The sequence below is a fragment of the Priestia sp. D51 genome (assembly GCF_053345675.1).
This window is the reverse complement of sequence record NZ_JBLTIR010000004.1, coordinates 52,334-66,330: the sequence shown is the minus strand read 5'-3', so window position 1 is coordinate 66,330 and position 13,997 is coordinate 52,334. Positions and strand designations below refer to the sequence as shown.

General features: G+C 38.2%; 14 protein-coding genes and 1 riboswitch. Of the genes, 8 read left to right on the top strand and 6 right to left on the bottom strand.

All coding sequences use genetic code 11. The features are described from left to right. Positions 1-4: 4 nt before the first annotated feature. From ACNHOZ_RS17055 to ACNHOZ_RS17035, 5 genes are all read left to right on the top strand, one after another. A complete protein-coding gene (locus ACNHOZ_RS17055; RefSeq protein ID WP_028413363.1) occupies positions 5-781 on the top strand; it encodes a 3-hydroxybutyrate dehydrogenase in 777 nt (258 codons plus the stop codon). A gap of 195 nt (positions 782-976) precedes the next feature. Beyond that, the gene (locus ACNHOZ_RS17050) at positions 977-2,437 is read left to right on the top strand and encodes an aminoacyl-histidine dipeptidase (protein ID WP_255900873.1); all 1,461 of its coding nucleotides are present in this window, start codon (positions 977-979) and stop codon (positions 2,435-2,437) included. 244 nt (positions 2,438-2,681) lie between these two features. Further along, positions 2,682-3,155, top strand: coding sequence for a hypothetical protein (locus ACNHOZ_RS17045; RefSeq protein ID WP_033578967.1), 474 nt, complete (start codon positions 2,682-2,684; stop codon positions 3,153-3,155). Between the two features lie 175 nt (positions 3,156-3,330). Further along, positions 3,331-3,906 (top strand): GNAT family N-acetyltransferase, encoded by a 576-nt coding sequence (locus tag ACNHOZ_RS17040; protein WP_168760767.1) that lies wholly within the window; start codon positions 3,331-3,333, stop codon positions 3,904-3,906. A gap of 252 nt (positions 3,907-4,158) precedes the next feature. After that, a complete protein-coding gene (locus ACNHOZ_RS17035; RefSeq protein ID WP_034266120.1) occupies positions 4,159-4,845 on the top strand; it encodes an O-methyltransferase in 687 nt (228 codons plus the stop codon). Positions 4,846-5,040: 195 nt separating this feature from the next. On the opposite strand, the gene ACNHOZ_RS17030 is transcribed toward ACNHOZ_RS17035, so the two are convergent. The 6 genes from ACNHOZ_RS17030 to ACNHOZ_RS17005 form a co-directional block, all read right to left on the bottom strand. Continuing rightward, entirely contained in the window at positions 5,041-5,952 is a 912-nt protein-coding gene (locus ACNHOZ_RS17030) for a LysR family transcriptional regulator (RefSeq protein WP_028413358.1), read from the bottom strand. A 130-nt stretch (positions 5,953-6,082) separates the two neighbouring features. After that, positions 6,083-6,268 carry a hypothetical protein gene (locus tag ACNHOZ_RS17025; protein ID WP_028413357.1) on the bottom strand — a complete coding sequence of 62 codons (186 nt, stop codon included), beginning with the start codon at positions 6,266-6,268 and terminating at the stop codon, positions 6,083-6,085. Positions 6,269-6,423: 155 nt separating this feature from the next. Then, complete coding sequence (locus tag ACNHOZ_RS17020; RefSeq protein ID WP_013057043.1) at positions 6,424-6,558, bottom strand: hypothetical protein; 135 nt, start codon at positions 6,556-6,558, stop codon at positions 6,424-6,426. A 138-nt stretch (positions 6,559-6,696) separates the two neighbouring features. Next, complete coding sequence (locus ACNHOZ_RS17015; protein ID WP_033578970.1) at positions 6,697-7,959, bottom strand: dicarboxylate/amino acid:cation symporter; 1,263 nt, start codon at positions 7,957-7,959, stop codon at positions 6,697-6,699. Between the two features lie 50 nt (positions 7,960-8,009). Continuing rightward, positions 8,010-9,338 (bottom strand): diaminopimelate decarboxylase, encoded by a 1,329-nt coding sequence (gene lysA / locus ACNHOZ_RS17010; RefSeq protein ID WP_014460106.1) that lies wholly within the window; start codon positions 9,336-9,338, stop codon positions 8,010-8,012. A 138-nt stretch (positions 9,339-9,476) separates the two neighbouring features. Next, positions 9,477-9,659, bottom strand: a riboswitch (Lysine riboswitch). Between the two features lie 66 nt (positions 9,660-9,725). Further along, positions 9,726-10,238 carry a CBO0543 family protein gene (locus ACNHOZ_RS17005; protein WP_025751926.1) on the bottom strand — a complete coding sequence of 171 codons (513 nt, stop codon included), beginning with the start codon at positions 10,236-10,238 and terminating at the stop codon, positions 9,726-9,728. 338 nt (positions 10,239-10,576) lie between these two features. On the opposite strand from ACNHOZ_RS17005, the gene ACNHOZ_RS17000 reads away from it, so the two are divergent. The 3 genes from ACNHOZ_RS17000 (at position 10,577) to ACNHOZ_RS16990 (ending at position 13,968) form a co-directional block, all read left to right on the top strand. Then, on the top strand, positions 10,577-11,695 hold the full coding sequence (locus ACNHOZ_RS17000) for an NAD(P)/FAD-dependent oxidoreductase (RefSeq protein ID WP_048020930.1): 1,119 nt from the start codon (positions 10,577-10,579) through the stop codon (positions 11,693-11,695). 73 nt (positions 11,696-11,768) lie between these two features. Then, positions 11,769-12,083: a YckD family protein gene (locus ACNHOZ_RS16995; protein ID WP_048020928.1), complete on the top strand. Its 315-nt coding sequence runs from the start codon at positions 11,769-11,771 to the stop codon at positions 12,081-12,083. Between the two features lie 160 nt (positions 12,084-12,243). After that, a complete protein-coding gene (locus ACNHOZ_RS16990) occupies positions 12,244-13,968 on the top strand; it encodes a PAS domain-containing sensor histidine kinase (RefSeq protein ID WP_063248007.1) in 1,725 nt (574 codons plus the stop codon). Positions 13,969-13,997: the final 29 nt, after the last annotated feature.

Sequence of the window (13,997 nt, the reverse complement as noted above, 5' to 3'; positions counted from 1 at the left end):
ACACATGGTTGAAAATCAAGTAATTGTAATCACAGGAGCAGCAAGAGGAATTGGATTTGAAATAGGTAAACGATTCGCTGAAAACGGCGGGAAAATTGTGTTATCTGATATTGATCAAACTGCCGTAGAAGCTGCAGCACAAAATCTTCGTGAAGCTGGATTCGAAGCACTTGGTGTCAAAGCGGATGTAACAAAAGAAGAAGAAATCAAACATTTAATTGAAACAGCAAACGCACATTTTGGAGCGGTTCATACGTTCATTAACAACGCTGGTTTGCAGCATGTTTCTCCAATCGAAGAGTTTCCAACTGAAAAGTATGAGTTAATGATTAAAATTATGCTAACAGCTCCATTTATGGCGATTAAGCACGCGTTTCCGATTATGAAAAAACAAGGGTTCGGACGTATTATTAACGTTTCTTCTATCAACGGTTTAATCGGTTTTGCAGGCAAAGCAGCTTATAACAGTGCCAAACACGGTGTAATTGGGCTAACAAAAGTAGCTGCTCTTGAAGGTGCAGCACACGGTATTACGGTTAATGCACTTTGTCCTGGTTATGTGGATACACCACTAGTGAGAGGTCAGTTAGATGGTTTAGCTAAAACAAGAAACGTACCATTAGAAAGCGTTCTTGAAGAAGTTATTTATCCTTTAGTCCCTCAAAAAAGATTACTAGACGTGAGCGAAATTGCTGACTACGCTATCTTCTTAGCGAGTGATAAAGCAAAAGGTGTAACTGGTCAAGCGGTAGTAATGGACGGCGGATATACAGCTCAATAAAAATAGAACAAATCATTAAAAGCATAAATGAGTCCAACGGGCTCATTTATGCTTTTTTAGGTTATATCTATTCTATTGAGTTAATCAACGTTAAAATATAACTAGGCGATACATAAAAAAAGCCTCATATGCTATTTCTACTGTCAAGATAAATAGTAGGATAAAAAAGCGTACAGATTAGAAAGGATGATACATATGGTGCAAACAGTAAATGAATTAATTAAACATCCGGTTTTCTATTTCTTTAACGAAATCTCAGCTATTCCTAGAGAATCTGGAAATGAAAAAGAAATTAGTAACTATTTAGTTTCTTTTGCAAAAGAAAGAAGCCTTGAGGTTATCCAAGACGAAGCTTTAAATGTAATCATTAAAAAGCCGGCAACTAAAGGATATGAACATGCTCCAGCTATCATTTTGCAAGGACATATGGACATGGTATGCGAGTTAAATAAAGGAACTGTCCATGACTTTGAAAAAGATCCTCTTCAACTGCGAATTGTTGAAGATATGCTTTATGCAAATGGTACTACGCTAGGAGCTGATAACGGGATTGCCGTTGCATATGCACTGGCTTTACTAGATGCTCAAAATATAGCGCACCCCTCTCTTGAAGTAGTCATTACCACTGAAGAAGAAACGACTATGGGCGGAGCCATTGCTGTAAATCCAGCTTATTTTGAAGGGAAAATCTTTATTAACCTTGATACAGAAGAGGACGGAAAGCTCCTTGTCAGCAGCGCAGGCGGGGTAAAAGGCGTGCTTCGTATTCCTATAAACTGGGAGTCGTCTTCCAATAACTCAGAAACATATAGCTTAAGCATCGGAGGACTGCGCGGCGGACATTCCGGAATGGAAATTGACAAAGAAAGAGGAAATGCGAATAAACTGCTAGGGAGAGTTTTATATGATTTACAACAAGAACTTCCCTATTCTTTAAGCAGCATTAGCGGAGGATTAAAATCAAATGCAATTCCCCGTGAATCAGAAGCAATTCTATCAGTTGAGCCTTCTGAGGTAGGAAAGCTAGAAAATAAGATTCGTGAGTGGAACGAAATAGTAAAAAATGAATTACAAGCGGCTGATCCGAGCGTATATGTAAAAATAAACAAATTTTCTTCCGTTGAGAAATGTTTTACAAGAGAAACGACAGAACGAATTGTACAAGCTATTATGCTAACACCAAACGGCGTTCAAAGCATGAGTATGAATATTGAAGGATTAGTAGAATCTTCTACCAACTTAGGTGTGATCACGACGACAGAATCTGAGGTTGTTTTTCAAAATGAAATTCGCAGCTCAGTAAAAAGCTTAAAAAAAAAAATAGTAAGTCAAGTGCGCATACTTGCTCAGGTAGTCGGGGGAAGAGTTGAAACAAAAGGTAATTATCCTGAATGGGCGTACAATGGAGATTCAAAAATTCGCGAATTATGTAAAAAGGTTTACAAAGAAAAGTATGGTGAAGAGGCGGAGATCATCGCCATCCATGCTGGAATTGAATGCGGTATTTTCTTAGAAAAAATCCCTGGATTAGATGCCATTTCGCTCGGACCCGATATGTACGACGTTCATACACCTGATGAACACCTGAGCATTCCGTCTACTCTTAAGACATGGGAATACTTATTAGCAGTATTAAAAGAGGCAAATAAGATATAAAGTTATCAGCATCCCTATAATCTTAAAAAGAGAGCTTCTGTAAAGGAGCTCTTTTTCATTCGTCATTTATCAGATAATAAATAGGGTTCCATCAACGCGTCAGGCAATTGAGAACATTTATGTAAGCGTTTTACAAATAAAGGTTTTAAAACGGTCCTAAAAGAGGTAAACAATTATTAAAACGATAGACAAATGAATTCAAAACAAGCTCTGCAACTAATAAATTAGTAGGGAGAGAATGTATATGAATGATAATAGTCTTATCAAAGATCCTTTTTTAGAAAAAGGAGAAATTGAATTTTTAGAATTAAAGAAAGACGAAATACGTTATCTAAAGTTCGATCGATTTTTAAAAGTCATTAAAGCACTTAATCAACGCAGTGATAAAGGCTACCAGAGTCTTATGCTTTCCGTTGATGGCTTTAAAGGTACTTCAAGAGAATTATATGAGATAGAGGAGTTTCGCAGGTATGTAAATTTGTTAATTAATCAAGTTCCTCAAATGTTATTTTATATTCATGATAAAAACAAAATGACCAATCAAATTTTAAAAAGTCTATCAAACAATAGCAGCCAGCCGGCCTCTATAGATCCTAAAAGAGCACGTTTAATGATTGATGCCATACAAGAGCAAGTAGCGAAAACAGAGGATAAAGAGATAAAGGAGAATCTTTCTGAATTCGTATGTAAAATCCAGAGCTTTGTGAATCAGTATTAACAGTTCCCAATAGAAAAGCAGAATCCATATTATAAAAAAGTACGAGAACTTAAAGCTTCTCGTGCTTTTTTTGTTGGGAAAACTGTAGAAAAAGAAAAGGATTATCAACATATATTGATAAATAATAAAAGTAAAGCTTCATATTTGGCAGTGAAATAATCAGGAGGGATGAACATTGAATCATATTGAAATAAGAAGACCAAAAATAGAGGACAGCGCAGAACTCCACGAGCTTTTTAATGAAGTGATCACAGATACCTTTCATAGAGAGGGTCTATCTGACATGGTGAACGATATACAAATAGAAATTGAAAGTAAAGAACAATATTTAAAAAGTGACCTTGATAGCGATGGGAAATGTCGATTCTTTTGGCTCGGAATAGATACGTGCACCAATAAGATTATTGGCTGCATTGAATATGGCCCTGTTAGTGAATTAATTATGGCGTGTACAAAAGGGGAGCTGCAAGGATGGATTGAAATCGGCACAGTTTTTGTTCATCCAAAGTACCAAAGAAAAGGGGTAGGAACACTGCTTATACATATTATGCTGCTTACGCTTCAAAGCAGAGAAATTAAAAAAATTTGTTTGGATAGCGGATACAAGAATGCTCAGAAAGTATGGAAAAACATATTTGGAATTCCCGATTACTTAGTAAAAGATTACTGGAGCAAAGGATATCATCACATGATTTGGAAAATAGAAACAGAACGTACACCGATGGTATTTAAGTTCAGTCATAACGGATAATAAGATGTCTTCTAGAAAATAGCCGGTAGAAAGGTACCGGCTATTTTCTACTGATTGAGCTACGATTATTTAAAGATAAAAAAGACCTCTCTGAAGGTCTTTTTTTTATGGACATATAACAATTCTTTTTAAGAGCGAGCAGGATAGTTTATTAGAGAGCTAGAATACATTCATAATACGAACGATTACGGCAACAAGCTGAATATGAGAAAAACATATTCGTATCTTTGAATAATAAAGCTTTTATCACTTATGTGGAGGAGTATGGAAATGTCTATATATGAAATTTGGAATGAAGTGGATCTTTATATGAATGACAAGCTCATACAACCTGACCCTATTCTTGATGAGGTATTGAAGGCAAATCAAGAGGCTGGATTACCTGCCATTGACGTATCGCCTAGTCAAGGAAAGTTTCTGCATTTGTTAGCTTCATTAAAAGGGGCTAAACGCATTTTGGAAATTGGTACTCTTGGAGGGTACAGCACGATTTGGCTAGCCAGAGCTCTTCCGAAAGATGGACAGCTGATTACGCTCGAATTAAGCGCTCAGCATGCAGAAGTAGCACGAGCTAATTTAAAAAGAGCGGGAGTAAGCCACTTAGTAGAAGTCATTGTCGGCCCCGGGCTTGATACATTAGCTGTATTAAAGGATAAGGGAACAGAGCCGTTTGATCTTATCTTTATTGATGCTGACAAGCCGAATAACCCAAATTACTTAAAGTGGGCTCTAGAATTATCGAAACGAGGAAGTACGATTATTTGTGATAATGTTGTTCGTCAAGGGCATGTGGTGAACTCAGAAAGTGAAGATGAAAATGTAAAGGGAATTCGACAATTTATGGATGCTCTGGCTCAAGAAAAACGAATCAGCGCCACGGCTATACAAACCGTTGGAAGCAAAGGCTATGATGGATTCATTGTAGGGATTGTTGAATGATAGAACTCGTGTTACATATAAAGAGGCTGGGACAAAAGTAGTTTTGTTGAAGGGAAATCCGACCGATGAATTCAAATTCTTGATGGAGAATCTCGATTCCTCGGTCGGATTTTTTCATGGTGATAGTGAACGTAAATTTCATGTGTGGTAGGTGCTTCTAGCTGTGGATTGATTTCGTTATCTCCCAGCCTCTATTTAATTTGCGTCCAACTTATTTGTTATTTGCTTTGCTGTCAGAAAATTAATCAACTCTCTTACAGCGAATGAACTGTAGCGTTCTTTTAACAGAATAATTCCAAGTTCCCACATCATTTCAGGATCTGCAATAGGTACCGTAATAATATTGGAATCTTTCACTTTGGCATAAAGCGATTCGGGTAAAATAGCAATACCTAGTTCTGCTGCTGTTAATTCAATAATTAAATCCCATTGAGAACTTTTATATGCGATAGAAGGCACAAATCCTGATTTTAGAGCATCTTGAATTAACCGGTCGTGCAGCGTAAATTCTTCACTGAACATAATGAATTTTTCATGCTCCAATTCTTTCATCCAGACGGAAGAACGTTTCGCTAAAGGATGGTTTTTATGGGCGTATAAAAGGAATCTCTCCTTAACGAACGGGTATACGTGAAAATGCTCATCATGACCGCTTGTGAGAGGAAGCATAACAATCCCCATATCTACACCAGCCTCTTCCACAAGGGCTTCAATTTTTTTTGCTCCAAATTCAATAAGCTCTAGAGATACTTTAGGGTATTGTTCATTAAATGCTTTTGCAATCTTCGGGAAAAACAAGGTCCCGATGAGCGGAGGGATTCCCATCTTGATTTGCCCTGTTTGCAAGTTCATTAAATCGCCCAACAAGTGAGGCATGTCTTTTAACACCGACAGCGCTTTAGTTGCCTGATGATACACGACTTCTCCTGCATCGGTTAGCTTTAATTCTCTTGTTGAACGGTCAAGAAGCTCAAATCCTAGTTCATTTTCTACTTTTTTGACGGCTTTACTTAAAGCCGTTTGTGACAAATGAACTTGCAGCGCTGCCTTTGTAAAATTTTTATGATTCGCTACCTCTATAAAGTATTCTAAGTCTCTGATTTCCATGTGAAACTCCATTTCTGCAAACTGCTTATCCTTTTTATACTCTTTATTTTAACCATTAAATTATTTACTGTAAATGCGCTGATTAAAAAAGGGAGCTATCCAATGAATAAAAACGAGGAAAGGAAATGAACTAAAGTTTCTGTCGAAATTGATTTATAAAACCAATAATCTTTTTATAGAGAAACATAGATTTTGCTACTAGCTGATGAGGAATATAAAGATTTTTGCCTGTACGTTCGGGCAAAAATGCAAAACTTATCAAAATAACTGAAAGCCCAAAGGCTGCAGCTGTAATCTCTATCCAAGAAAACACCATATCATTCCTCCTTTTACAAACCTATTAATAGAATATGTAAAAGTTTGAAAGGAGGTTGTACGATAGACCTATAAAGAGCGTCGTCATTAAGCTCTCTCAAAATAAAATGAAGTCAAAGAACGCAGGGCCTGTGCCAAACGTTCTTTGACGTCATTTTATTTTCGCTCTTCAGCTTGATGCTCTTGTTTGTTTTGCTCAGTGAGACGTTTTTGATGAGCTTTTGTTTCTGCACTTACGTGATTCGCATCATTCGGTTGATTCTTCTTTGAACCTCCTGCAGCGTTACTCATTAGACGACACCTCCAGTCCGGTTATGAAACATACCTATAGAATGTGCGTATTTACAAACTTTATACACGGCTATCGATATTACTGCACACTAAAAAAGCAAAGGGAGAGTCACTAAGACTGTTCCCTTTGCTTTTTTACTAGGCAACTTTATCGGTGGTGATAATTTTGTTAATCCAGTCTTTTCCTTCTGTAAACCTTGTAACAAGCATCGCTGTTACTGTATTTCCCGTACTGTTTAAGAGCGTAGCAGGGGCGTCAATAATTGTGGAAATGACCGCAATGATGGGCAGAACTTCTGGCGAAAATCCGTAAATTGTAATGATTAACATTTCGCCAATCATACCGCCTCCAGGAATTGCTCCCATTACGGCTCCAACTAAAAAGGCTACGCCTAATATGCTCAAAATACTCGTAGCAGACGTCATATCTTTGCCGAACAAACTGAATAAGAAAACAATTTTTAGAATACCACCGATAACAGAACCATCTTTATGGGTGTTTGCTCCTAATGGAATCACTGTTTCAGCAATATCCAGCGGCACACCCATTTTCTTTGTTGCGTCTAAATTGACTGGAATAGATGCCGCGGAAGAACAGGTAGCAATAGCAGTGATAGAAGGAGCAGCTGCATTTTTCCAAAACAGCTTAATTCCTGCTTTACCGCCAGCAATCCATGCGTATAGCGTAAAGAAGCCAAAATAGTAAACGATTGCAATTAATAAATAAAGAATAAATGCTCTAGCATACCCTTGCAAGATCTTTGGTCCAAGTTCTCCTACTACAGTAGCAAAATAGCACCCTAAACCAATTGGAGCATAGTACATGACAATTTTAACGACTTTCATCGATACTTCTTGACCCGAAGTCAGAAATTTCGCCATAGGCTGTCCTTTTTCACCAGCCATCGTGGTAGCAATACCGAAGATAACGGCAAAGACAATTAATTGTAAAATATGCTCTTTCGAAAATAACTGAACAAAATCAGGTACAGTAAATGTACTAACAAGCTGATTTAAAAGCGTCATTTTTTCAGCTGTATTTTCACTGTCACCCATTAATTCTTTAATGGCAGAAGTATCTACGTTGTGCAGCGGATTGTAAAGTGATGCGCCTAAAAAGCCTAGAACGGCTGAAACAGCAGCAGTGGCGACAAACACAACGGCGATACCTAGCATAATTTTACCAAGACGTTTCATTTCGTTCATGTTTGCGATCGCCGAAGCCACACTAAAAAAGACAAGGGGAACGATAATCATGAACATTAAATTAAGAAACAAATCACCAAAGGGCTTTACGACTGCCACATCGGGCCCGATAGCATATCCTGCTATCCCGCCAATTAAAATAGCGAGAAGCAGAATAAGCGATGATCTGTACGTTTTAAATACACTTAAAACCATATAGATTTCCTCCAAACAACAATAGCTTCTTTACTACGCAAGAACAGCTATCATTTGCTCATTGCATACGTAGTAACGACTGGCTTTACATCTTTACGCACCAAATCTTCGTATGTTTCTCGCTCTACAGCAAGACGAGCTTCTCCATTTTTCACAAATACAACAGCAGGGCGCGGAATACGGTTGTAATTGCTAGCCATTGAATAGTTGTAGGCACCTGTAGAGGATACTGCTAGTAAATCTCCTTGATTAACGCGCGGTAAATCGATATCCCAAATAAGCATATCTCCTGATTCACAGCATTTCCCCGCAATTGATACTGTTTCATCTTTTTTATCCGTCACTCTATTAGCCAAGACAGCTTCATGTTTTGCATCGTAAAGAGCAGGACGGATATTATCGGTCATACCGCCATCAATTCCTACGTATTTGCGTACACCTGGAATCTCCTTCGTTGAGCCGATTGTATAAAGCGTTGTACCTGCTTCTCCTACGATGCTTCTTCCAGGCTCAATCCAGACTTCCGGAAGGGTATAATTCTGTTCAGTTAACGTGCGGCTTAGCTTTTCTGTCAGTGCATCTACATAATACTCAACTGGAAGTGGAGAGTCGCTTTCGGTATAACGAATACCAAAACCACCACCTACGTTTAAAACTTTTACTTCAAATTCCATTTTATCACGAATACTGAATAAGAAATCAGTTAAAATATCAATGGCGCGAGAAAAACCATCTACTTCAAAAATTTGCGAACCAATATGACAATGAATGCCTAAAAGATCGTAGTAAGGCTTTTCTAATGCAGAACTTACCGCTTTCATAGCCTGGTCATTGGAAAGACCAAATCCAAACTTGGAGTCTTCCTGTCCGGTCATAATATACTCATGTGTGTGGGCTTCAATCCCTGGAGTAACACGCAGAAGAATAGATGCTTTCTGTTTGCGCTCAGCTGCTAAGGCATGTAAAACTTCAAGTTCGGTAAAGTTATCCACAACAAAACAGCCAATATTCGCATCAAGAGCCATTTCAATTTCTTCAATCGTTTTGTTATTTCCATGAAAATGAATGCGTTCAGCTGGATATCCCGCTTCAAGAGCTGTAAATAATTCGCCTCCTGAGACCACATCTAATGACATATCAAGCTTCGTTAAAAGGCTAGCCATTTCCATACAAAGAAACGCTTTCCCTGCATATGCGATTTGATATGAAAATCCGCTTCTTTGAAAGGCTGAATGGAAGGCCTTGCATTTCGTCTCAATTAATTCTTGATCGTAGATGTATAGGGGAGTGCCGTATTGTTTTTTCAGTTCGACCGTATCGCACTGCCCAATTTCTAAATGATTGCTGCTGTTAATTTTACTCGTTCCATGTAAGTACATAATCCGTATCCCTCCATTTAAATCATTCAACTATAACTTTGATGGTCAGTAGAAAAACACAAAAAAGACCCGTGAAGTGATGTTCACGCGTCTTGGTTTCATAATAATAAAGTATTATTACATTCTAGGCATCAACATCTCTTCAATAGCTCTCCACAAACCAAGTGGTTTGTGACAGCTCAGCATTTATTCAATACTGAACCAGTATATGAACACAATGGATGTTTATATACTTCGGCACGAAATCCCTTTTACTTATCTTCACAGACTCCATTAGTCTCCAATAAGTGACTCTTGATTTCATGCACCTCTATTCTCAGAGAGGAAAATTATATTTAAATGTAACTCCTATTATATTTCCTTTTCCTCCGTCTAGTCAATGAAAAGTTAAGGCATAGGAATATCAAAGAAGATAAATAAAAAAGCTATGAAGCTTCCAGATAGAATCCAAGCAGCCAGCGCTGTCTTCTGATGAATGACTAAAAGTGAGAACGTGACAATATTGAAGAGAAAAGAACATAGCAGCGACCATCCATAATGATGAGTGATACTGTGATTAACATAAGCAATGAACTCAATCACAGTAAATAAAAGCGCCCACAAAAGAATCCACCACAGCCGGCCGCTTACATGCAGCGGCAGCCTTCCTAAAAAAACCGGTATAACAAACGGATAAATAATTAAGGTTATTCCAAGAGAAACCATTAGGTGATCGGGTAGAAAAAGATGATCAATACCAACAGGGTGAAATACCCATACGCGGTGATGAAACAGCAGCACTTCATAAAGCAAATTCCCCGTGACCCAAAACAGCAAAGTAGGGTAGTATTCTTGATACCTTCGCCACTTGCCAAATAGTAAACCAAGAATGATAAAAAATAATACAAATGAAGATTGCATACGCTCTCCTTAAAATAATGGTTATTTCTTTTTATTTACATATTATAGTGGTTTTATTCTTTCATTTTTTTATTCAGCACCTATAATAGAAAAGCCGTAAGCCACAGCGTTAAAGACGTATTACCACTATTTACGGCTTTCTTCACCCTGTTATAATCTTGGTAAAAGAACTTCTACCGCTTTTGTTTACGAGACGAAAGGAGCTATATGTCAAAGTCAGCAAGGCTTAAAAATAAGCTTAAAATAGCTTCGCCTAGTATGTGACTTCTTTTTTTGCTATGCTAAAATTGCATACATATAGCATGAGAATACTAGAAGAAAGAAAAGGGTGTTTTGGTATGAAAACATACATCGTAGTTGGAGCTGGGGTACTTGGAGCTTCTACGGCATATCATTTAGCAAAAGCAGGAGCAGATGTGACATTGATAGATCGCAAGGATGCTGGTCAAGCTACTGATGCAGCAGCAGGAATTGTTTGTCCGTGGCTTTCGCAGCGTCGAAATAAAGCATGGTACCGATTAGCAAAAGGCGGCGCCAAGTACTATCAAACATTAATTCAGCAATTAGAAGAAGATGGAGAAACGGATACGGGATATAAGCGAGTAGGAGCAATTAGTTTACACACTGATGAACAAAAGCTTAAAAAAATGGAGGAACGAGCATATAAGCGTCGGGAAGAAGCCCCCGAAATAGGCGAGATTACACGTTTATCCGCTAAAGAAACACAGGCTTTGTTTCCGGCTCTTTCGGAAGAATACAGTTCAGTTCATATTAGTGGAGCCGCTCGCGTTAACGGAAGAGCTCTTCGAAACGCACTTGTGAATGCAGCGAAGAAAAACGGTGCAAAAATAATAGAAGGAAACGCAGAACTACTTTATGAAAATAATCAAGTAACGGGCGTTGCCGTAAATGGACAAACCCTTCTAGCAAGTACAACAATCGTGACAGCAGGAGCGTGGGCAAATCAATTACTAGAGCCTCTTGGAGTGAAATTTTTAGCAAGCTTTCAAAAAGCGCAAATTGTCCACTTGCATCTTCCTGATTTAGATACAAAAGACTGGCCCGTTGTAATGCCTCCAAGCGACCAATATATTCTTTCGTTTGAACAAGGTCAAATTGTCATAGGAGCAACACATGAAAACGACACGGGTTATGACTTGAGAGTAACGGCTGGGGGGCTTCATGAAATTTTTTCAAAGGCCTTATCAATTGCTCCTGGCTTAACAGAAAGCACAGTCTTAGAAACAAGGGTAGGGTTTCGACCATTTACTCCAGGCTTCTTGCCAGTCATTGGGGCTCTTCCAGCTTACGAAGGAATACTAGTAGCGAATGGTCTCGGAGCTTCAGGCTTAACGTCGGGCCCTTATCTTGGTTCAGAGCTGGCTAAATTAGCACTTGAAATGGAAATGGAAATTGATCTTAGCGATTATGATGTAAGAGGAGCTATTGAGTCCTAAGCAAATAGAATGAATGAAAACAAATAGAAGTTCGCAAACTATAACTACTATATGATGAAAGGAAGTAGATTGTTTGCGAAAGATTATGATAAGTGCAGCAGCAGCTTTTTTATTTATGAGCGCGACACCTGTATTAGCGGAAAACAATCCTCAGCCAGAAACAAAAGACGTGCAGCTGACGTCTCAGCAAAAGCAGGAATTATCCGTTCTGTACAAAGAAATGTTCGAAAAAAAGAAAGAAATACTTTCAAAATATGTGGAGTACGGCGTGCTAAGCAAAACGGAGAGTCAAAACATTTCTTCACATATGGAAAATCGCTATCAGCATATGGAGCAAAATGGTTTTGTCCCGAAGCGTCACTGTCATAAAATGCATCATTCAAAGTAATTCCTATTCACATAAAAAAGCGCCTATACAGGCGCTTTTTTATGTGAATGAATGGAAAATATCCGCTTCTTTATCTAGTAAATTTTAAACACCTCATGTAAAATTAAGAGAATGAGAACGAGTAGGAAAGATGCTAGTGAGGGGTAGGTAAATATGAACGATGAACGAAAATAAAAAAATAGTCCGATTACATGCAGAAAATCATTCAGCTGAGGCTCTAGGAATCATATTTGCTTACAAACAAAAAGGTGACCATCTTGTTTACAGTATGTATCAAGGAGAAAGCGTTTCTGAGCAAAAAATACCTCTAGAAGAATGGGTCTCGTATGAGCATTTTTTTGAAGCGCTAAATAAAAAGAAAAAGCTTATGTACGAGCTTCAAATAAATGATAAACGCTATGTAGTAAACTTAACCCCTTTATCTTACACAGAAAAACCTGAAGTTATGGGACATTGCGTGAATATAACTAGTTATCAGGAGAAAAAAGAACAGATTCAGCCTTTTATTTATCATAACGCAGATGCTGTTGCTATCGTTGACTTAGAGGGTAAAACGCTTCAAGTGAACCCTGCGTTTGAGAATACATTTGGCTGGACGTTTGAAGAAATTCATCAAAAGCCTCTTCCGATTATACCTTCGTTTTTAAAGGAGCCCGTGTGCGAACTTCATAAGACTATTCAATCAGGGGAATCGAAAACAGAATTTGAGACGGTCAGACAGCATAAAGACGGGCATTTAATTAATGTAAGCGTCACACTATTTCGCGTTGAAAATATGAATGATTGGCCGTTATGCATTGCGTTTGTCTATCGAGATATAACATCGCGCAAGCAGGATGAGACGGCTTTAAAAGAAAGCGAACAGCGCTACCGAAGTTTGATTGAGTTATCCCCGGAAGCAATTATCGTTCATAGTGAAGGTAAAATTGATTATATCAACCCTGCAGGAGCTAAAGCATTAGGATACAAGAATCCTCAAGATGTATTAGGAGCTTGTGTTTATCAGTTTGTTCACCCTGATTACTATGATGTTGTAAAACAGCGAATTTATCGAATGAAAACAGAAAATAAATCTGTGGATCTGCAGGAAGAAAAGTTTATTCATAAAGACGGTCATACGATTGATGCCGAAACCATTGCCTTTCCTATTCCCTATATGGGAAAGCAGGCCATTCAAGTTTTGTTTCGTGATATTACAGAACGTAAAAAAACTGAAAAATTGCTGCGTGAATCCGCTCAGCTTTCCTTAGTCGGACAGTTAGCAGCGGGTATCGCTCACGAAATCAGAAACCCTCTAACAGCGGTAAAAGGATTTATGCAGTTATTAGAAGAAACGAGCGGTCAGCCTTACTATGTAGAAATGATAAATCATGAGTTAGATAGAATCGAATTGATTGCCGACGAGTTCTTGAGTCTTGCAAAGCCTCAGGCGAAAACCTACAAAGACAAACACGTCCAAGATATCTTAGAGAACACGTTAAAGCTAGCTGAGGTGCAGGGGATTACAGAGAAAATTCACGTAAAAAAAGAGATTGATCTTCATCTTCCTCTCGTATTATGCGAAGAAAACCAGTTAAAACAGGTCTTTAGCAATATATTTAAAAATGCCGTCGAATCCATGCCAAGTGGAGGAACTGTAACGATTCAACTAAAAAGATTTAATCAGGAGAACCTTGTTGTCCGGTTTAGCGACGAGGGGCCAGGCATCACGCAGGAACGAATGCAGCATTTAGGAAAACCTTTTTATAGTACGAAAGAGAAAGGAACGGGGCTTGGACTGATGGTGTGCTATAAGATCATTCGAGAACATAGAGGAGAAATTAATTTTGTAAGTGAACTTGGAAAAGGAACTACCGTAGACATTCTTTTGCCTTTTAAAAAGTAGATTCTACTTTTATAAGCATGAAACCTTTT